Source organism: Desulfovermiculus halophilus DSM 18834, assembly GCF_000620765.1.
Taxonomy (GTDB): Bacteria; Desulfobacterota; Desulfovibrionia; order Desulfovibrionales; family Desulfothermaceae; genus Desulfovermiculus; species Desulfovermiculus halophilus.
This window is the reverse complement of sequence record NZ_JIAK01000029.1, coordinates 1-20,627: the sequence shown is the minus strand read 5'-3', so window position 1 is coordinate 20,627 and position 20,627 is coordinate 1. Positions and strand designations below refer to the sequence as shown.

At 51.9% G+C, this 20,627-nt stretch carries 20 protein-coding genes; 1 reads left to right on the top strand and 19 read right to left on the bottom strand.

Annotated elements, in window-relative coordinates; genetic code table 11:
* Positions 1-418: 418 nt before the first annotated feature.
* From N902_RS19770 to N902_RS19765, 7 genes are all read right to left on the bottom strand, one after another.
* A complete protein-coding gene (locus N902_RS19770; protein WP_153304212.1) occupies positions 419-580 on the bottom strand; it encodes a hypothetical protein in 162 nt (53 codons plus the stop codon).
* Positions 581-841: 261 nt separating this feature from the next.
* Positions 842-1,183 carry an HVO_A0114 family putative DNA-binding protein gene (locus tag N902_RS0112345; protein WP_027371177.1) on the bottom strand — a complete coding sequence of 114 codons (342 nt, stop codon included), beginning with the start codon at positions 1,181-1,183 and terminating at the stop codon, positions 842-844.
* Positions 1,180-1,464, bottom strand: a complete 285-nt coding sequence (locus N902_RS19335; RefSeq protein ID WP_084288314.1) for a toxin-antitoxin system TumE family protein — start codon at positions 1,462-1,464, stop codon at positions 1,180-1,182. The genes N902_RS0112345 and N902_RS19335 overlap by 4 nt, the downstream gene beginning before the upstream one ends.
* Positions 1,465-1,875: 411 nt before the next feature.
* Positions 1,876-2,799 (bottom strand): transposase, encoded by a 924-nt coding sequence (locus tag N902_RS0112340; RefSeq protein WP_027371176.1) that lies wholly within the window; start codon positions 2,797-2,799, stop codon positions 1,876-1,878.
* 357 nt (positions 2,800-3,156) lie between these two features.
* On the bottom strand, positions 3,157-5,304 hold the full coding sequence (locus N902_RS0112335) for an STT3 domain-containing protein (protein WP_027371175.1): 2,148 nt from the start codon (positions 5,302-5,304) through the stop codon (positions 3,157-3,159).
* A 351-nt stretch (positions 5,305-5,655) separates the two neighbouring features.
* Complete coding sequence (locus N902_RS0112330; RefSeq protein WP_027371174.1) at positions 5,656-5,970, bottom strand: helix-turn-helix domain-containing protein; 315 nt, start codon at positions 5,968-5,970, stop codon at positions 5,656-5,658.
* Positions 5,971-6,781: 811 nt separating this feature from the next.
* The gene (locus N902_RS19765; RefSeq protein WP_153304211.1) at positions 6,782-6,943 is read right to left on the bottom strand and encodes a hypothetical protein; all 162 of its coding nucleotides are present in this window, start codon (positions 6,941-6,943) and stop codon (positions 6,782-6,784) included.
* Between the two features lie 683 nt (positions 6,944-7,626).
* Here N902_RS19765 and N902_RS0112315 point away from each other — a divergent pair.
* Positions 7,627-9,363 carry an IS1634 family transposase gene (locus N902_RS0112315; protein ID WP_027371173.1) on the top strand — a complete coding sequence of 579 codons (1,737 nt, stop codon included), beginning with the start codon at positions 7,627-7,629 and terminating at the stop codon, positions 9,361-9,363.
* 337 nt (positions 9,364-9,700) lie between these two features.
* Here the strand turns inward: N902_RS0112315 and N902_RS17720 are convergent, their stop codons facing one another.
* The 12 genes from N902_RS17720 to N902_RS0112255 all read right to left on the bottom strand — a co-directional run bounded on the left by N902_RS17720 (position 9,701) and on the right by N902_RS0112255 (position 20,358).
* Positions 9,701-10,900, bottom strand: coding sequence for a glycosyltransferase family 4 protein (locus N902_RS17720; protein WP_279614662.1), 1,200 nt, complete (start codon positions 10,898-10,900; stop codon positions 9,701-9,703).
* A 19-nt stretch (positions 10,901-10,919) separates the two neighbouring features.
* Positions 10,920-12,602 carry a heparinase II/III family protein gene (locus N902_RS0112305; protein WP_208596325.1) on the bottom strand — a complete coding sequence of 561 codons (1,683 nt, stop codon included), beginning with the start codon at positions 12,600-12,602 and terminating at the stop codon, positions 10,920-10,922.
* 206 nt (positions 12,603-12,808) lie between these two features.
* A complete protein-coding gene (locus tag N902_RS0112300) occupies positions 12,809-13,288 on the bottom strand; it encodes a PIN domain-containing protein (protein WP_027371171.1) in 480 nt (159 codons plus the stop codon).
* Positions 13,285-13,590, bottom strand: a complete 306-nt coding sequence (locus tag N902_RS0112295) for a UPF0175 family protein (protein WP_051564558.1) — start codon at positions 13,588-13,590, stop codon at positions 13,285-13,287. Before N902_RS0112295 ends, N902_RS0112300 begins: the two co-directional genes overlap by 4 nt.
* Positions 13,580-13,834 (bottom strand): UPF0175 family protein, encoded by a 255-nt coding sequence (locus N902_RS0112290; protein ID WP_027371169.1) that lies wholly within the window; start codon positions 13,832-13,834, stop codon positions 13,580-13,582. Before N902_RS0112290 ends, N902_RS0112295 begins: the two co-directional genes overlap by 11 nt.
* A gap of 521 nt (positions 13,835-14,355) precedes the next feature.
* The gene (locus tag N902_RS0112285; RefSeq protein ID WP_027371168.1) at positions 14,356-15,597 is read right to left on the bottom strand and encodes a glycosyltransferase family 4 protein; all 1,242 of its coding nucleotides are present in this window, start codon (positions 15,595-15,597) and stop codon (positions 14,356-14,358) included.
* Positions 15,598-15,826: 229 nt separating this feature from the next.
* The gene (locus N902_RS17715; protein WP_027371167.1) at positions 15,827-16,879 is read right to left on the bottom strand and encodes a hypothetical protein; all 1,053 of its coding nucleotides are present in this window, start codon (positions 16,877-16,879) and stop codon (positions 15,827-15,829) included.
* A 251-nt stretch (positions 16,880-17,130) separates the two neighbouring features.
* The gene (locus N902_RS20235) at positions 17,131-17,292 is read right to left on the bottom strand and encodes a hypothetical protein (RefSeq protein ID WP_208596324.1); all 162 of its coding nucleotides are present in this window, start codon (positions 17,290-17,292) and stop codon (positions 17,131-17,133) included.
* A 439-nt stretch (positions 17,293-17,731) separates the two neighbouring features.
* On the bottom strand, positions 17,732-17,989 hold the full coding sequence (locus N902_RS20660) for a type II toxin-antitoxin system RelE family toxin (RefSeq protein ID WP_084288311.1): 258 nt from the start codon (positions 17,987-17,989) through the stop codon (positions 17,732-17,734).
* Positions 17,986-18,195 carry a hypothetical protein gene (locus N902_RS0112265; protein WP_027371165.1) on the bottom strand — a complete coding sequence of 70 codons (210 nt, stop codon included), beginning with the start codon at positions 18,193-18,195 and terminating at the stop codon, positions 17,986-17,988. Before N902_RS0112265 ends, N902_RS20660 begins: the two co-directional genes overlap by 4 nt.
* Before the next feature lie 204 nt (positions 18,196-18,399).
* A complete protein-coding gene (locus N902_RS17705; protein WP_051564557.1) occupies positions 18,400-18,981 on the bottom strand; it encodes a sulfotransferase family protein in 582 nt (193 codons plus the stop codon).
* A 261-nt stretch (positions 18,982-19,242) separates the two neighbouring features.
* Positions 19,243-20,358 carry a glycosyltransferase family 4 protein gene (locus N902_RS0112255; RefSeq protein WP_034622738.1) on the bottom strand — a complete coding sequence of 372 codons (1,116 nt, stop codon included), beginning with the start codon at positions 20,356-20,358 and terminating at the stop codon, positions 19,243-19,245.
* Positions 20,359-20,627: the final 269 nt, after the last annotated feature.

Here is a 20,627-nt window from a genome sequence, read left to right as displayed (position 1 = left end):
CCCTAGTACTTTTACGGCAAGCAGTGGTCCGGAAACATCATGCCTGTCTCCCCCAGCTCCCTGGTCACCGGCAGCCTTGCCTCTTCGAGCAAGTCCCTCAAGTCGCTCCGGCTCTCCCTCCGGCATCCAGCCTGGACATCGGACATCAGACGTCAGCCCTGCCGCTGGCGGAAGACGGCCAGTTTGATCGAGAAAGAAACAGAGTATGAAGAGGGCTGGGCCTCAGTAGCCCGGGCCTCTCCGAGGGCTGGGAGTGCGTTGATCAAAGAGGCTGGGCCTCGGAGAGGGCCAGCCCTACCCGGAAAAGCCAGAGCCATCTTAGGGGTAAAATCTAGTTTCATACGAGCTGTTCCAAGAGCCGACTTCCGATCTCCGACGTCTGTCTTCTTCCTTGCCCCTCGGCCCTTGCCCCTTGAACCTAAGTACCCAAAATCTCCATCATCTGCTGATTGATAATCCGGACATCAAAGCGCTCTTCAGCCATCCGCCGGCTTTCACGCCCCATTTCTTCCGCCAGCTTCGGCTCCTGGATAAAACGCTCTATGGCCCTGGCCAGACTATTTGGATCTTTGACCGGCACCAGAAATCCGTTTTTCCCTGCCTAATTCTCCAACGGCCCACTTCCTCATTCCCTTCTCCGACGTCCGCCTCCCGACCTCCGACATCCGACTTCCATTCCGGACATCGGACATCAGACATCGGACTTCCCTCTGGGGCGTAGGCCCCTATGGGCCGGAGGCCGACATCCGTCTTCTCTCTCACATTCGCTTCAATCCCTCCGACCTCCGACGTCCGACGTCCGACTTCCGACCCCCTGTTCGCTATCCTTTCACTGCAACCATCAGGCTGCTACCAGCTCAAAATCCACATGCACTGCATCATACGGGAATACAATCCGCCCCTCATCTGTACGGTCCACAAGCCCCGCATTGAGTAGGGTATGTACATCGCTGTGCACGCCTTTTACATCGCGACTCACCTCCCGAGCCAGGCCCCGGATGGTCAAAGGACCCCGGCCGACCATAGCCTTGAGCAGCTCCCAGCGTTTTTTGCTCAAAGTCTGCCAAAGCAGCTCAGGGGAAGAAAATGAAATCACTGCGCCTTGTTCCCGGCCCCCAAAAGCGGCAAGCGCCCGTGCGGTCACTTCCTCCCTGGAAGAAACTGTCAGTGTAACCTTGCTCATGATTTCCTCAAATCATCTACGTCCGACCAGAAATCAGCCAGCAGCTGTGCCGGATCGCGGAAGGAATATGAATGTTCTTCTGAACCGAAATGCCTGTGGTCTCCTTTTCCCGCCTCGTTATCATATCGAAGCACGCATTGTCCTGCCACGACATAGGCCAGGCTGTACTTGTATAGGTGCGCAGACCCATGAACAGGAGAAGAAATCCGCCAAATACGAAGTTCAGCGAACGAATCCTTGCTGACCTGATGACGCTCGTGGAGAAGAAGTTCAGTATCCATGTTGGATCAATTTACAACACAGTATATAGAGTGTCAACTCTTCTGACTCCGGGGGGCTTCCGACATCCTTCCGGACATCGGACATCAGACATCAGCTGTTCTAAGAGACGACGTCCGATTTCCGACTTCCGATCTCCGACATCCGACCTCCGTCTCCCCCTCCCTTGGCCCTAAGTTCCCAAAATCTTCATCATCTGCTGATTGATAATCCGGACATCGAATCTCTCTTCAGCCGTAATGGATGCCGGTTACAGAGTGGATCAAAGAGGTCATTTCAGCCAGAGGTGCACTGCCTTTGCGGTTCACATCCTTGGTTTCTGCCAGCCAGTGATACGCGTCATGGGTAGGCAGATGCTTGCCCCCTACCACGCCACAAATTACACATATCGCGTTTGACGCAAAATGGGTAATTCAGGTTTGGGCTTGGGCCAAAATGTTGTATACAGTCTTGCGCGAGATTCCCAGGCGAGATGCGATTTCCGTCTTTTTGTAGCCCCGAGCCAGAAGCTGTTCGACTATATATTTCTTGGCCTGTCTGCTCTCCGGTTTTCTAGACCGATCCTCGCTTGCCTCCTTCAGCAGCCTTTCCAGCTGGGTAAGCTCCAGCAGCGCAGGGTTGTCAGCAGTGATCTTTGTACCTCTGCCACTCAATCGGCCAAAAAGGGTAGGGAATTTCTCCGCCAAGCGCACACAGAACTTCTCAATCGCGCCTTCCTGCTCCAAGGCATTGTCCGGTTCTGCTCCCTGGGCTTGCTTTAGTAGCTGCGTATATTCTTTCCGGGCCGTGACCTTATCCTCATCTATCAACTGAAGTATCGGCTTGGGGTCAACAAATGATTCCTGATAACCTCCGGAACAATAGAGGGCGCTAGATGTCCAGCGGTAATCTGAGGGGGACTCGCATAATCCCGCCCGGACCGGGTTGAGGTGTATATACACAGAGGCGGTTACAAGATAAGTGTTGTCCAGACAGATGGATTGCCGGTACGGGCCGCCAAAGAGATGGCCTCGGCGCTCATACTTGCGGTTGAACCTTGCCGCATACCGGGAAAATATGGAGCGCATGGCTTCGGCCAGATTTCTCTCCTGGGGCTCAAGGAGAATATGCACGTGGTTGGACATAAGGCAGAGAGCGTAATAGCAAAGATGAAACTTCTGGGCGCTCTCTTTGAGCAGGCCAAGCATGGTCAGGTAGTCATTATCTTCCATAAACAGAGGCTCTCGGCCTGCTGCACGCTGGGTGATATGGGAAATATATCCCGGTTCGTCGACCTTGTACCTAGCCCGGAAAACACGCTGCACCCCGCATTGAGCGATGACATCCTGCAAGTCCATGTCTTTCTCCGCCTAACTGAAATTCAATGCAAATTACACATATCGCGCTTGACGCAAAACGGGTAATACATCTCCTGCCTCTATCAGCCTCACTGGTCCACGGTTGCTTGTCTGAAAGATCCCTTGGTCATTGGCTTTATGGCTGCTTATCGGGATTGATTTACACACAACGCGTTTGACGCGAAATGGGTAATGTGTTTTTTTCCGTTCCTGGTCAGTCAGTTCGCTCCAGTCGCTTCCGTCACTCGGCTTTTGCACCGCACCTTGACCTGGATTACACACATCGCGTTTGACGCATAGTGAGTAGTGTGATGGCTGGATTACACATTTTGGGTCAAGCGCGATATGGGTAGTGCGTCAGTTTTTGGCGCGGTAGGCGCGGTTCCAGGGGTAGTTGTCCACTGTGAGTTCGAAGTTGGCCTCAAAACGGGAGGGGTTGCGGATGAGCATCTGGACCATCATGGAGTTGTAAATCTTCTCATCCATGAGGTAGAGTTCGCTAGTGATGCGGTTTAAAAGGGCATAGATGCCGGTATCGTTGTCCCAGGTGAAGTGCTTGGGATCTTCGTGATCCACCACATCCAGTCCGGAGAGCTCCAGGGTGCCGCCTTCCAGCTCCATGTGCCCCTTATCCAGATCAAAGTTCACTTCCCCCCGGACCTGCTGGATCCGGCCCGGATCGGCCTGGCCGCTGACCAGGTCCCAAGATCCGTAAAAGCTTATCCAATAGGCCAGGCGCAGGTTCTCCCAGGACAGGACCAGATATTGTGGGGGCAGATCCTCCGGCCAGTCATATTCCTTGTCCGCCAGGGAGCGGACAAACTCCCGGGCTCCTTCCGGCCCCATGTCCTCCAGCCCGGCCACCGGATCGGCCAGATAAGGCTTCCAGAACTCGTTCATATTTTTATACTTGGTGCTGTTGGCTGCAAACTCCTCCCGCTGACTGAGGGTGATGTACTGCATCATCTGCCGGGCCTGGAGGGGAGAGTGGGTCATATGCACCTTGGCCGCTGGATACAGGATATCTCCCCTGTGTTTTCCGCCGTCTCCAAAAGTAATTCTTTCGGCATAGTATTGCCCGGCGTAGCCGTAGTCCCACCAGGGCCAGAGCCGGGCATTGTCAGGCGTCTTTTCCTTCAATTCCAGGAAGGTCTGGGCATAGGGCTTGGGCAGGATAGGGGCCGGACTCAGTCCGAAGGCCACCTCCAACGTGGGCAGGAGAACCACCAGGCACAGGGCCAGTTGAACCACCACCCGCAGGCTCTTGCGGATATGTAAGCGGAGCAGGAGCAGGCTGAGGCCAAAACCAAGGCCCACACCCAGCACCGCTCCGCCGTACATGGTGAACCGATTGCCCAGGGTAAAGGAGAATAGGCTCATACCCAGCACGGGGACAAAGATCAGGGCCAATGGATAGCTGTACAGCACATATCCAAATCCAAGCAGCCCGGCGGCAAAAACGGCCCAGTGCCCGGCCACCCGGTAAATGATGCCGCCCCAGTCGATGTTCTGAGCTTCGCGGATGCTCTGGACCACCATGGGCAGGTTCAAGTCCCCTTCACGCCTGATGTCAGTGGAAAATATCTTGGCATAGCCCAGGACCTTCATCACCCCGGACCAGATCATACCCAAGATATTGGCGTCGATAACTACAATGCAGCCCAGGGCGATCAGAGCCCATTTTAGCCCCTTGCCCGTACTTAGCCACTCAACTTTACGTTGCAGGATCCAAAACAGCGCGGCCACGCCCAGCCAAGAGACGGGTCCGCCTAGGGAGAGACCCAAAAACATGAGCAGGCCGATGATAAGCCAGCCGGTCTGCCGCCAGCTTGGAGCCAAGACCAGGATGCAGAGCACCAAAGCCCCCAGACTGGTCAGGAGCACAGCTCCGGCATTGGGATAAAACCACATATAGGCCATGCCGATAAGGCCCGCACCCACGGACTGGAGCAGAAAGCGCATCCTGTTTTCCTGGCTGAGTTCTTTGATCACCTCTTTGCCCTGAAACCAGCCCGACCGCAGCCAGGGGGTGAAGAGCATGATCAAGAGAACATAGACGAGCAGGGGGAAAAAGAGTGCCAGAATATCCGTGTCATAAAAGCCAAGGCGTGTTCGCAGCACAAAGCCCAGACATCCGGCGGTTAAGACCCCGGCAGTTAAGGCCCCTTCCTCCAGCCGCCAGTGTCGGCCAAGGAGAATGAGAGGAATCACGGCCAGGGGAGCGACAAAGACCGGGAGCCAGAAGGCCAGATTGCCGTACTGCATGCCGGTCAGGGCATGGACCCATCCTGTGATTTGAGCTAAGGCCGCATCTGGATTTTTGCTGGTATCTTTGGCTCCTGCCAACCAGTAATAGGCATCGTGGGTGGCCAGCAGCTTTTCGCCCTGAATACTCAAAGCTGGATTGTCCCAGGCCGGTGCTTCATACAGGCGCAGGCCCAAAGTTAGGGCATAGGTAATGAGGAAGATACCGAGGCAGAGGATTACGCGTGAGCGGTCGTTCATGTATGGCTGCCTTGCTTTTTATGGAAAACGTTCCTCGTTCTTTGTGCTTCGTTCTTCGTTGGAAGAGGGTTATCAGTTATCGGTTATCGGTTATCTGTTATCGGGGATAGTTATCTGTTATCCGTTATCAGGGAAGAATTAGAAATCCCAACCAGTTGAGATGTAGTAATTTTTCTATGGTTTTTGTGTTTACAGCTTCGCAGGCATGTGGGGTATTTTTCAGGGGCTGCTCTTTCAGTCTGTCGAATACCTGAAAAAATACGCAAAACCCGCAAAAAAGCAAAGGCCGCAAGGGATTCTCGCGGCCTGTATGAAGAGTTTTGCCCAAAAGCTACACAGAGGGATGTTATATCATGCCACACTATCCAATCCCTTCCTCTCTATGATATCAAGCAGCTTGACAGCAGTAGGACTTGGTTTTTTCTTTCCAGATTCCCAGCTGACTACTGCTGTTTTGCTGACATTAAGATAGGCGGCAAAAACAGATTGGCTTACCTGACACTGCATACGTATTTGTCGAATATCCTCTGGTCGATACGCTTTCAGAGGATGTAAGCATACAGCATCGAAATCCCGCATGGTCATTTTGTCCATAACCCCTGCTTCATGCAAGCCTTTAGCTGTTTCATGGACTACAGACAATATGTTGTCGGTATTATGTTTCATGACAGTGCACCTCATAAAGTTCCTTACTTTCCAAAGCTGCTTGTATATCGCGCATATTCATAGAAAGATAAAATTTTGCCAGGCGAATAAACATTCGTGAACAAAATACTCTCATACATCAATACTAAGAAACAGTATAACCAGGTTATACAAATATAGTCAAGTTTCTCAACCCACAAGAACTTCTGCCCACGGAACACTCTGAATAAACTCTACATCTCCTCATGGCGATTGGAGCCCTTTCCTGCCAGGGCCTGCCTGAAACAGCCCTCTGGGCTCCTTGTCTCAGACAAGGGTTTCACTGGGTCTTCTTCCCTGGCAGGAAAATCTGGGCTCCCCCTTTTCCGTGCCCGCCCTGAAATCCTTGCCCCATGAAATCTCCTATTATTTCATTGGGGTCTTTCCATTTCAATGGGGTCATTCCGTGCCTGCCCTGTACCTTCTTCCAGTACACTGGGGTGGAAGAAAAAGAGTCTTGTCCACTAATCTACACGAATATCCACGAATCTCCCTTTGGGCTGATTGCCCAAAGGAAAGACCAGCTCGCCGCAGGCGATGAAATCCATTCCTCGAATTACACATTTTGGGTCAAGCACGAAATGAGTACATCGAATATCGGACGTCGGTAATCAGCCGTTCCAAGAGCCGACTTCCCGCCGGGGCCGCTTCCTGCCCGTAGGGCTTCCAGGCCGGAGGGTAGGCCCCTATGGGCCGGAGGCCGACTTCCGATCTCCCGCCGGGGCGTAGGCCCCTATGGGCCGGAAGCCGACGTCTGTCTTCTTCCTTGCCCCTCGGCCCTTGCCCCTTGGCCCTAAGTTCCCAAAATCTTCATCATCTGCTGATTGATAATCCGGACATCAAAGCGCTCTTCAGCCATCCGCCGGCTTTCCCGGCCCCTTTTTTCCGCCAGCTCCGGCTCCTGGATAAAACGCTCCATGGCCCTGGCCAGACTATTTGGATCTTTGACCGGCACCAGAAATCCGTTTTTTCCCTGCCTAATTCTCCAACGGCCCTCTTCCTCATTCCCTTCACCGACGTCCGACCTCCGACATCAGACGTCAGCTGTTCCAAGAGCCGACGTCCGACCTCCGATATCCGACATCCGGCTTCCGACGTCAGTCCCTCACCTCTGCTCCTCGCTGGATTACACACATCGCGTTTGACGCATAGTGGGTAGAGCGAAGTAAGTAGATGTTGTTCTGGATTACACACTTTGCGCTTGACCCCGGTGAAATAAAAAGAGATTTCAGGGCAAGCGCGAAATGGGTAGTGCGGAATTGTGCTTTTCTCGCTCTCGTGGCTTCGTTCGCTTAACGCCCTCAAGTCGCTCAGTCCGGACATCAGACATCGGACATCGGAGGTCAGCTGTTCCAAGAGCCGACCTCCCGCCGGGGCCGCTTCCAGCCCCGCCTCCGGCTCGTAAGACCCGAGCCTACGGGTCGGAGAGTAGGGCTTCCAGGCCGGCTTCCGGCTCGGACTCGACTTTCATTCTTGGCAGCCTTAAAAGCTAAAAAACTTCAAGATATCAGACTGTTGTCTTTAATTTTAATGTAAGACCCTGAATACATAATACTGAGCAGCCTTTATGCTTTGTTTTGAGCATATTCTTGAGTATATTGACTTGACTTGTAAGACCCTAGTTGATAGTCGGTGGGCATGGCCCACTTGCATAAGAAAGTAAAGCAGGGAAAGACCTACTACTACATCCGGGAGATGGCCCGGGTGCAGGGCAAACCCAAGGTCGTCAACCAGATCTATCTCGGCTCTGTCGAGCGGATCATGGAGATTGCTCTGGGACAGCAGAAGACCGACTTGAGCAGGATCCAGGTCCAGGAATTCGGCTCTTTGTTCCTGGCTCATTTTGTGGATCAACATATCGATCTCGCCCAGATTGTCGATTCGGTCATTCCGCCAAGACCTCGGGAAAAAGGACCGACACTGGGTGAATATTTTTTGTATGCCGCCTTCAACAGAATGATTGAGCCCAGATCAAAGCTGGGACTGCCTGCATGGTACAAGAATCTAGCCGTGCACCAGGTGCGGCCCGTGGACACATCTGCCTTAACCTCGCAGCGCTACTGGGCAAAATGGGACCGGGTCGATCAAGATTCTATTCAAGAAATATCCAAGCTATTCTTCAATAAGATAAATGAGATAGAGCCTATTGATGCCAACTGTTTTCTTTTCGACACAACCAATTATTTCCATTACATGGACAGCAAAACCCCTTCCGAATTATTTGCCCGGGGCAAAAACAAGGAAGGAAAACACTGGCTCCGGCAGATAGGCCTTGCTCTTCTGGTAGCAAGGGATTCACAGATTCCCATTTTCTACCGGGAATATGAAGGCAACTGCCATGACTCCAAACTGTTTAATCGGCTCCTGGATGAGATATTCGCCTCTCTGGAAGCATTGGGCCAGACAAACCCCAAGCTGACCGTGGTTGTGGACAAAGGCATGAACTCAGAGCCCAACATGCAGACCATAGACCAGCAGCAGGGGCTCGAGTTTATCACCACCTACTCCCCGGCCTTTGCCGAGGAATTGATACGCAAGGACATAAAATTCTTCGCCCCGGTGGATACGCCAAAAAACAGGGAACTGGCAGCCAAGGACCAAGAAGACGATCAAATGGTGGCCTGGCGCACAACCGGGCAGTACTGGGGAGGACTGCGCACAGTGGTGGTCACCTACAACCCCAGAACAGCCGCCAAGCAGAGGTACAATTTTGAAAAAAAGCTGCGACGTCTGCAAAACGGCCTTTTCGAGATCCGCTCCAAGGTCAGGGGCGGCAGAAAAAACTGGACCACCAAGCATCAAGTTCTTCACTATTACAAGGAACTCTGCGATTCCCTATACATACCGAAAGACCTCTACGACCTTGACTTCAGGACCTCGAATAATAAGCTCCAGTTGTATTTCCGCAAGAATCACTACCGGATAAACAAACACATAGCCAGGTTTGGAAAGAACATTATCGTGACCTCTCATCACGACTTGTCTACCGATGATATCGTCAAAGCCAGTCTTGACCGGTATCAAGTCGAAAACGCCTTTCGGCAGACAAAGGCCGGAGAGTTCGGCAACTTCCGTCCTATGTGGTCACGCGGGACGCGTGAGACCGACTCCAAGATCCGCTGCCACATATTTTCTTGTATTGTAGCCTTAACCTACCTCCGGTTACTTACACTCTGGCTGAACCGGGCCGGGATAGACTGCACACCGGACAGCGCAATGCAGTCCATGCGCAATCTGTCTAGCTGCCTGTGCTGGCACAGCGGCAAGCGAAAACCGATTCGCATGATCGAGGAGCCGGACCCGGAACAGGCTGCAATTCTGGCTGTCCTTGGCCATCAGGTAGAGAATGGGGTCTTACACGCAGTGCGTCCATAACTAGTTGTCATATTTGTTTTTTGGCGAAATATTAACCCTCCATGGGTGAAAGTCGAGTCGGAGAGCTTCCAGCTCGGAGAGAGGGTAGGCCCCTATGGGCCGGAGGCGGACGTCAGTCTCTCACCTCTTCGCCTCGCTGGATTACACACATCGCGCTTGACGCGAAATGGGTAGTGTGATGGCTGGATTACACATTTTGCGTTTGACCCGTTATGGGTAGTGCGTTTCTTTCTGTCGCTTAAGTCGCTCAGTTCGCTTCAGTTCCTCAATTTCCTCCGACTTTAGATCTCCGACCTCCGACCTCCGACTTCCGACCTCCGACTTCCGATCTCCGCCCTCAGCCCACCGCTCCCTCAAGCCATTCCACAAACTGCCGGCCCAAAATGTCTCGATGAAAGCGCTCCAGGGCCAGACGCTTGCTGTTTTCCCCCATCCTGACCAGCTCATCCCGATTGTCTGCTGCATATTCCAGCGCATCAGCAAACGCAGCTGGATCTTCTGGAGGCACTGCAAACCCGCAGCTGTACTCCTGAATCAAATCTGCCACCCAGCCGGGATAGTTGTTGAGCACCGGCAGGCCGTTGGCCAGATAATCAAAGAATTTGTTCGGAGATGTTCCGTAATAGAAAGCAGGCACATTGGCCAGAATCTGCATCCCGATATCCGTCTCTTGAAAAAGGCCTGCCAGGTCGGACTTTTTTACCAAGCCATGGAATACAACATTGCTGAGTCCTTCTAAGCGAGCCCGGTCTTCAAGGGCCGGTTTCTGCATTCCATCTCCGATGAGCACAATTTTTATGTCCTGGCGCTGTCTTTTTTTCAGCTCCTTTGCTGCGTCAAGGACTGCGTGCAGGCCATTGGCAATACCGTGGGCCCCGGCAAAGACCGCCATCAGATCATTGCCAGCCACGCCCTCTGGACGCCAGGGAGATCCTTCAGCCTGAAAGAGATCGATATCGCATCCATTGGGGATCATGGTGATGCGTTGAGCATCCACTCCGCGTTTTTGGATGCCCTTCACAATCCCGGGCGACAAGCCAATTAATCTGTCCGCTGACCGGTAGCTGCTCCATTCCAGAAAGCTCATCATGGTCAGGATCACAGGATTTGTGATCACCCCCATGGCCCGAGGCAGCTCAGGCCAGAGATCGCGAACCTCGAATACAAAGGGCTTGCGCCTGAGCCAGCGGGCAAAGATCCCGGGTATGCCCGCAGTCAAGGGAGTGGTGGTGGCAAAAACCAGATCATAATCCCTGCGCAGGGCAATTCCAATGGAGCGCAGGGCAAAGCGCAGAAAGGTGAGGGTGCGGCGCAGAAAAGAGTCCCGGTTGGAATAGGGCAGGGCAAGCTCAATCACCTGGATGCCGTCGATCATACCTTCACGCCGGCCAGCCCGGAAAGGGCCGTCAAGCTCTGATTCGCCGCGATCCCCGACTCCGCAAACCATGGTCACTTCATGCCCGTTGGCTATCAGCCTCCGGGCCATCTCATACGACCTTGTTCCCCCGGCCCCCCGGGGGGGTCTTGAAGTACTGATGGAAATACAGAACTCTCATCTAGATGACACTACCTATTTTTGTGGTTATGGTGCATGCCTGGTCAACTTCAACTTCAAGTACGGGCAAAGGCCTGCAATGCAGGTAATAGCGGGATTCCCAGCCCTGACTAAGCTCAAAGCGCTTGACCGGAATGCTCGCCTGCACTGTCAATTTAAAGTGTGATCCAAGAACCGATGTGTCCTTTATTTGCCAGCTGTCCGGAACAAGACGCCACCTCAGGACAGCCTTATTCTGCATCCTGCTAATAGTGTCCACAACTAGGCAGCCATCACTGGATAATGTAATTTTCCTATAGTGTCTGCTGCCCAGGTAATCCTGATAGCCGGCAGCAACAAAATGCTCATCACCGACTGTGCTCACATGCTCTATTTTATCTGTCTGCAGCCAGGCGCCCTTAAGAAACCGACTGATCCCGGGCATCTGGTCCCTGGCATCAAACTCTATGGTGTTATGCGCAGCAGTACTCGAGAAATACTCCTGCCACGCTTTTTCTGCATTGTAGCTGTAGGATCCTGCATCGCGCAGCACGTTTGTTGATCCATGCCACAGATCCAGGTGCAGGGCATCGCAATGGCTGGGGCGGAAACGATATCTCGGATATTTGAAAAGGACCATCCAGGGACCGCGGCGCAGAACACAGTATCCGCCATGATCAAATTGGGTTGAACCTGGCTGTTGGGCCACATATTCATTTTCCTTTACATCCAGCCACGAAAGATGCAGCGCATGCCAGCCGTCTTGCCCATAGGCCCGGCCACCAGCAAACAGGGCCATAGCCAGCTCCACACTGGGCCGAAAGTCCCGGAAGTCTGCATCCGTCAGAGGCAAAAGCCTGGCCCCGTCATTTGATCCCAGGTTGGGCGCATCACCGCTTTCCGGCTCCACCAGGGCATAAAGCCACAAGGCGGCCGCTTTGGCCCGCTCGTAAAATAGGGCGGAAAACCCTTCAAGACCCTTTGCACGCCGCCAGATTTCCGCCATGCACAAGGTGTCCAGCATCAACCGGTGATAATTCACAGAATACTGGCTAAAGCTCCCGTCCGGTTCGATCAAGCGCCTGGCCCTGTTTTCCAAGCATTTGCGCCCCATCCTCTCCCAGCGCTTTCCCTGTTTGATTCCGTGCAGGGCACACCAGTTCCCGCCCATAAAAAGGGCAGCCGCCTCTGAAGTCCCGTGGTTGTTGTCCTGGGCCAGGGCATAGGACAGGGTGGGATAGATTCGGGCCAGGTGGGCCTCTACCAAGTGGATAAGATCCTTTTCTGCCGAGGTGTCCTGTCCTAATATGAGCGCGGCTATGGCCAGATGCATCACCCGGATGGATGCCTCCTGCCCGCACTTCCAGTTCGGACCCAGATATACGGGATTAGCCCTGCACCAGCCCGCAAGCCAGGAATTTAGGCGCTTAAGGGAGTCATGATCACCTGTCCTGGCCCGCTGGGCAAAGGCCAATACCCAGTCAAACCGAGAGGCCTCCCAGATGGCCTTTATATCGCCCACTGCGGGATCAAAATCCGCCAGTTTCCACCAGGGTCTGTCCGGATGGGGAATGCGCGTGCCGGTAAAAGGATTGGCATGCCACTCAGGCGGGCCGTTTTCCAGCGGGCTCTTATACCAGCCAAAAAAAAGCGCCGCATCCTGCCAGGCGCTTTGGGGCTTGAGCGAGGCATCTGGTTTGGGCACCTGTCTGAAAAACCGCGTCCCCTGAAGGGATCTCTTGACTCGCAGAACTGGATGCAGACCAGTACGCAGCCCGATCCTATATATCCCCACCCGCAGGATGTTCTTTAGGCCCAATCGCAGATATGTCCGCAGCTTGAGTATCAAATTATTCCGGAAGGAAGAAGGGATCATTATTACTCAGTTGTCAGGAGCGAAGGCTAAGACGGTCATGCCTGTTCAAGAATCTTCTGGTATTCTACTTTACTTAAGCGAAACCCTTGGGCCAGCAGTTCATCCAGGGCTTCTTTAAAATCTGCTGGCTGCCCCTGATAATAACGAAGCAGAAAACCAATGGTACCTGTAAAATGGATCCCGACTGATCCGGCGATATTCCGGCCATCATTATCGTCCAACAATACCAGGTCTGCATTTATTTCTTTGGCTAAGGCAATCGCTTCGGCTTCACCGGCATCAAGAGATATACTCAAAAAAGTAACCAGATCTTTGTTTTTTACCTGATGATGGATGATCCACTGGGCATTTTCAACTTCCGGCCCACCGGCACGCCCCCTGCCCGCACTCACCACTTCTTCATATACCGCAGACGGTATGATGACTTCACTGAACAAATCCCGCAGCAAGTGAAAGCGTCTGATTCGGGAAAGGGCTATCAGGGGGGTTGCGTTGGAAACGACTCTTAATTTCACGCCAGGATCCTGTTCAGGGTATCCAGATCTTCTTTTGCATCCCTGGCGGTGTAATGAAGGTCAACGCCTCTTTCATTGAGAAGCTGTATCATTTCCCATTTATTTTCAAGTCCGGCAAGTTCTTTTGCTTTGCCTAAAGAGAGTCTGCCTTCTCTGTAAAGTGAAACCGCCACTGTGCTACGAAAAAAAGCCGGCCATTGGTCTTCTGGTATTTTAAGTGACCTGAAAGCAGACTCAGGTATGTCTATAGTTAACAACGACATGGGCATAGCCCTCCTATAATCATATTTTTCAACCAGCATCAGCCAGTTCCTGGTCAAGGCTATCAGGCGTAATCTGCAAGGGAGAGACTTGAGATTGGGACAAGGCATCAATAAACTGGGCTCTTGAGAGGCCAGCTATTTCAGCGCCCTTATTTTGCGAAATTCTGCCTAGCTCATACCACTTGACTGCGGCGGCAATGAGCATTTGTCTGCTGAATTCCTGCGGATCAGCCTGGATTGCTGAAAAAACGGATTCGGGAAATTCCATGGTTAGTGTCGGCACAAGATACCTCCTGATTCTCTCATTTCACATAAGGCTCAACAAAAGAACTTTCTATCCAGCCCAAGTTTGAAAAACATCCTGAAAGAAATCTATGCTTCAGCCCAGGCATGGTCAAGGGCATTTCATAATGATCAGAACCTTCCCGATCGGTCCAGGGCAACAACAGCCAGGATAGAGGGATTGCCGCTGTTGGGAGTGAGCATGAGATGGCCATCGCCAAAAAGTTCTTTTCTTCCCCTTAGCGTCTTTGCGCCTCGCTGGATTACACACTTTGGGTCAAACGCAAAATGGGTAGTGCAGAATTGTGCTTTTCTCGCTCTCGTCGCCTCATTCGCTCAAGTCTCTCCTTCCCTCAGTCTCTCCGACCTCCCTCCGGGGCGTAGGCCGCTATGGGCCAGAGGCCGATCTCCGACCTCCGATCTCCGATCTCCGTCTTCCATCTTTTCTTACCGATCTCCGATTTCTGACATCCGACTTCCGTCTCTCCCTCTCCCTTGCCCCTTGGCCCTTGCCCCTTGGCCCTAAGTTCCCAAAATCTTCATCATCTGCTGATTGATAATCCGGACATCAAATCTCTCTTCAGCCATTCGCCGGCTTTCTCGGCCCATTTTCTCCGCCAGCTCCGGTTCTTGAATAAAACACTCCATGGCCCTGGCCAGGCTATTTGGATCCTTGACCGGCACCAGAAATCCGTTCTTCCCCTGCCTAATTCTGCATCGGCTCTCTTCCTCATTCCCTTCACCGACGTCCGACCTCCGACGTCCGATCTCCGACTTCCGACTTCCGACGTCCGACATCCGGCCTCCGACATCCGACCTCCGACCTCCGAAATCCACAGTCTCCCGGCAGCCAACGTTATCAGTGGTAATAATGGGTCGCCCAATGGCCATAGCTTCTATAATCGTCCTGGGCAGTCCTTCTCCATAGTATGAGGCCAATACATAGACATGACAGCCAGCAATATAGGGCCGGACGTCGTCTGTCACACCCAGATATTCCACCACCCCCTGCTCTTCCCATTCTTTGATCTCTGATAACGAAATCCCGTCCGAGGATGGATCTTCGCCTCCCAGGATCTGAAATCTGGCCTGGGGATACTTGTCCTTGACCTGCTTTGCGGCCTGGAAAAACTCCCGAAAGCCCTTTTCCCCCAGCAGGCGGCCGATGCTTAAGAAGACCGGAGCAGATAAGGGCAGGGATGTTTGACTATATTTTTCTAAATCTATACCTATTCCGTCGACTATCATGCTTTTGGATTCATCAATAATGTGCCTAGAAAGAAAGACTTTTAGGTTGTCTGGATTAAGAAAAATAACTTTTTGGGCTTTTTTCAATGAAGTTTTATACAGAAATGATACGATGTTATTAAGAAGTTTTCTCTTCCAAGAGGCTTCTTGAAAAGCATAGCCCAATCCTTCGATCATTGCATAGAATCTCGTATCCTTTCTGCCAGATAGGGCCAGCCCGCCCCAGATCACCGGCTTGATGGTGTATGCCAGCACAATATCCGGTCTAAGCTCTGCAAAGGCCCTGCGCAAAGAGAGCATGGTCCGCATATCCTGCACAGGGCTCAGCCCCCGCCTGTTGACCGGATAGGAGCGAAACTCAGCCCCCAACTCCTGGATACCTTGCACAATCTCGGCCTCAGCCGGGGCGGACATGGCCGTGACCCGATGTCCGGTATGGACAAGGCTTTTGATAAGATCGCCGCGGAAATTGATCAGCGATTTTGGCTTGGCTCCGAGGATTACGATGTGGGACACGGTGAGGGTCCTTTATTTTTAAATCAAGTCATGCATGGGTGTGGCGGGCGTGATATATTTTTGTCTCTCGCCAGTTCGCAGATTCGCTTGAAGCGCATCAAGTGCTCTCAATATTGGAGGGTTTGGTGCATGAGGCATGGAATGTAAATGAACTTCCGGTGATCTGTTTGTGTCTTTTGAAAACCTTTTTTCTCTAAAGCCTTTTCCACTTCCTTGCGGTCTGTAGGCCTCATGCAGACGTTTCCTCCTGTATCAGCTCTTCTAAACGACGCTTAAGATGCAAAGCGTCATCACTTAAATCCTGTACATCACTTTTGCCGTATTCATCCCAAAGCCAAAAAATATCCTCCACCAGCTCTTCCCAGAGCTCTTCCCTGGTTGGACTTCCAAGGACAATGTTCAGTTCCGGCCACTCCAGAAAAAACTCCTGAGCCTCCTGATCAAAGTCAATTCCCAGCTCAAGTTCTTGTGTCAGCAAAAGGCATCTTCCATCCATGTGCAAGCTTGAAAATTCCAGTGGGCTCATATCCACGCTATCAATTTCTACTACATCTGCGATTTTGGCAGGCATACCCCGTTCGTCAAGTTGTACTTGCCCATAAACCTGGACGAGCTGACGTAAGCTGGAGACGATGAAGTCTTCCAGCTCAGGATCATAAATGCAATGAACAACCCGCTGAGCAGGCTGATAATAAATACCGAGCTTATTTTCATCCAAATGAAGCTGCACGAGCTCTCCAGTCAATGCCCGGTATTCTGTCATGGGTTGGACAAGATATTTATGTATCGCAGTTTGAAAACCAGGTTTCAAAGGATAGAAAGGGTTATCAGGGATACCTACCCCCAAGCTCCAGTTCTCACCTCTTTTGGGGCAATATTCAGCTACAGAACGTAAGACCTTCCGCCGATAAACACTGTCAGGCAAAAGCGCCTGCAGCTGCCCCCAATCTCGGTCTTGGCTCAGGATACGGGTGAGGTCGAGATAGGTATCCTTCACATGGCCCCCGAGATCCTCAATACCACCCAAAGATACCGGGGGTGCAATTTCAGCGGTCAGCTCATAGCTCCCTTTCTGCTCCACAACTCGATACAGCCTGCAAGCCTTCTGCACATCTCTGGGCACTCGAATTCGCTGCCGATAATCATACTGAATTCCGGCCAATGCCAAATAATGCATTGTCTGTTGGATGCCATGCAGTATGCGGCCCAAGAGAGTGAAAGAGATCCTGCCCTCTTTGACAGCAGGGCCTTCAAGCTTGATTTGAAGCTGGCGATCATTCATATGAAGTTATGTATCGTATTTTGATTTGACGTGCAATAACCGCTTCGAAAATACATTTTCCATTTCCGTATCATTCCCCTGTTCCGTGGGCCAGTTCTTTGTTCTTTTACGTCAAAAGCCACCGTGGACAGACCGCTTGCAGCTGCCTCCAGAATCACCCGCGGCAGGCCTTCTCTATAATGACTCAATTGCAAAAAGTTGAAGACTGGGGTTAAACGCACAAATTAAATTTACAAATATTTGATTTCACTTCAAACTTTCAACTTAAAACTTAACACTGCCTGCAAAAACATTTTTTTTGCAGGCGCATCTATTATAGGAGGAGAAAACCCGCCACGGTTGAAAACAACCGGCTCCAGATGCACCCCCATCTCGCACAATGATCTACTCTCTGCATCATCAGCGGTGGCCAAAACCACCTCCCAGCCAGAGGACAGGAAATGTCGGATAAGCAGAGTACGGGAGCTGGTCAGGGCGTAGCCGCGATTGGCTGTGAAGATAATTACAGGCTCAGCAGGCATAGATCGCGACATCAAATTCAGCCCACATACATTCCAGTGTCCGGGCACTTTTCAATTACTGCGGTATAGGATTTCATATTTTTTCTTCTTGAAGGCTATATGTCCAACAAGCTTTCTTACCCAAAACACGCTTTGCGTAAAATGGGTAATTTTGGGGCTGGATTACACATTTTGGGTCAAGCGCAAAGTGTGAGGCTGACCGACAGTACAGAGCTTCAGTCGTATTTTTAGGTTTTGATAAGCAACGGTGACAGGATATTGTTAAGTCTGCTCAAGCAGCACGCTCTCCAGCCCCAACCTCACGGCGGTCTAAACGTCTTCTGTATGGACATTATTTTCGATAAATTTCCCTACGGTGACCAATATCAATGACCAAAACCAGCAAACTATCATCCTGCACTTCATATATCACGCGACAAGATCCAACTCGAATTCGCCAAGCTGGCCTGCCGGAAAGTTTTTTGCATCCAGGTGGCCGGGGATTCTCTGCTAATTTTCGGATTGCTTCAATGATACGCGACTGCTCCTTGCGCTCAATCTTTGAGAGTTTTTTCTGGGCAGAGCGCAGGATCTCAATCGTATATGTCACTCTTTGTCATCCCCCTGGATCTGCCGTACTGCCTCTTCAAACAGTACCGTTTCCTGGGATTCGTCCTTGGCTGCATCGTAAGCTCGAATATCTTCAAGTTCCTCAAGTGCTTCTAAAACCTGATTCCACTCTTCTATACTTAACATGACAGCCTTGGTGCTATGCTCGTTATCAACCACATATTGCGGGTTTAAGATGACGCCCATGGTTTTTTCCTCCACCAAAATCTGTTAAGATATAAGAGAGACAAGTTATTTATACGGTTACTGAAAGTCAATTTTTTTGCTGCTGATTTCTTTTATCAGCGTACATCTGTTTGCCCCGCCTGTCACGCCAATGGCTTTATTTCGCTGGGGCTGTTGGATCTCTTCTTTTGATTTATGAGGGGCATAATACGAGCCAAAGCCTCATCACTCATAGCAGTGCGGTCTTTTCTGATAGGGATGCTTTTGCATTAGCTCCTGCATATAATCCAGCTTCGGACCCCACACAGTCAGGCGCTTTTCCTTGGAGAGCAGGCGGTGGATCCGGTTCCATACAAAAAGAGAGCCATAAAAGGGCAGATCAGAGGCAGGCACAAAGCGTGCTTTGCGGGCCAGGTAGGGGATGTCCAGTTTCGCCTTCCATCGTTTGATAGCCGAACCAACCGCATCCAATCCGTCCCGGTGGATAAATATATACTTGGCATCCGGCACCACCTGGTCCACAAACCCCACCCGCAAAGAATTGGCGCAGGTCTTTTCCACCACAGTCTGTGCCTTGTACTTCCTGGCCACCCAGTCAAACTGTTTCCGGATATAGCCTCTTACCCCCGGCCTGGCCATATCCGGCCTGAATTCATCCGAAGGATAGCGCACATTGCCATGCCGCCAGATATAGTTGATCTCATCGCACGGCCAGGTTTTCACCGCGGGCAAAGAAGTCAGCACATCGCGCAGCATGTTTGTGCCGGAGCGGGGAGCGCCAATGATGATCACTGGGGTGTATTGCATTTCTTCCCTTTTAGAGTCAAAAGGAGATGATGAATTACACACTTTGCGTTTGACGCGAAATGGGTAATGCGTCTTTTTTTCTTGCCCTGCCTGATCTTGGTTACTCGGTCTTTGGGGTGCGATAGTGCCGGATGATTTACACATATTGCGCTTGACCCCGGTGAAATAAATAGAGATTTCACTGGGCACGCGCGAGATGGGTAGTACGTTTTTTTGTGGTATTCCAAGTGGTTCGTGGGCCACGGTCTTTCTTTTGGTATCTCAAATCTCAACCCCAACTTCCCGGTATATATCTAAGTAACGCTCTTTGACCGCCCGGATATCAAACTCCTTTTCCACCATTTTCCGAGCAGCCAGGCCCATGTGCAGTCGTTTTTGGGAATCTTCGATGAGTTCCTGAACCTTTTGGGTCAAGGCCTCGATATCCGGGTAGGAAACAAGATATCCAGTTTCACCGTCCCGGACCGCATCCCGGACCCCGGGCACGTCAAAAGCCACCGTGGGCAGACCGCTTGCAGCTGCCTCCAGAATCACCCGCGGCAGGCCTTCTCTGTAGGAGGGGAAAAGGAGCAGATCGGCCTTGGCCAGCAGGGGCCTGACATCAGTAAGCCTCCCCAGGTACTCCACACTTTTTTGTTCCCGTACCCATTTTGCAGTCACTGCATCCGGATGCACAGGATCTTCCTCTCCAGCCAATAAAAACTGTGCCCCAGGCCATTTGGCCTGAATCCGTTTGGCCACCTCCACAAACTCGGGAATGCCTTTTTGGCCCAAGAGCCGTCCCAGCATGACCACAACCGGAGACGAACCATCCCGCTCGTCCCGATCAGCCACGGCGAACCGCTCCACATCCACCCCGGAACCAGGGATAAGCCTGGCCCTGTCTTCGTCTACCCAGCCCCTTTGCACAAACAACGCCCGATCGTCTCGATTTTGAAAAATAATGGCATTAGTGCGCGAACGAGCCAATCCGTACCCCATGCCAGCCAGGCGGGATGTCAACCCTCCGGTAATAAACGCATGCCCCAGACCGGTGATGGCATTGACCACCCGCACTGATTTCCCCAAGGCCCGCCTAGCGGCCAAAGGCCCCAAAATAACCGGCTTGGCATGGAAATGCTGAACAAGGGCAGGACGCCATTTTGTATAGATGGCAAGCAAACGGCGGTAGGCTTTGATATCAGTCACAGGGGAAAACCCGCCCCGGTTAAAAACAATCGGCTCCAGATGCGCACCCATCTCACACAGGGATCTGCTCTCAGCATCATCAGCAGTAGCCAGAACCACCTCCCAGCCTGAGGACAAAAAATCCTGAATCAGCAAAGTGCGGGAGCTGGTCAGTGCATAGCCGCGGTTGGCGGAGAATACTGCTGTCAGTGACCGCGGTAATAGGGCCAGTCCATGATCACGCTAATAGGGCCAGTTTATGTGCACTTAATGGAGCCACCTGATGATCACCTTAATCGGGCCACCTCATGATCGGCCTAATGAGGCCAGCTCATGATCACCGTAATGGAGCCACTCAGGTGATTAAGTAGCTTCCTTGCCATTTTGAAGGTTTCGAACCTCCCTCATTAAGGATATCTCCCTGGAAAGACAACACTTCCAAGGAGGTACAATGTCAAACAGGAGGTTCGAAATGTATC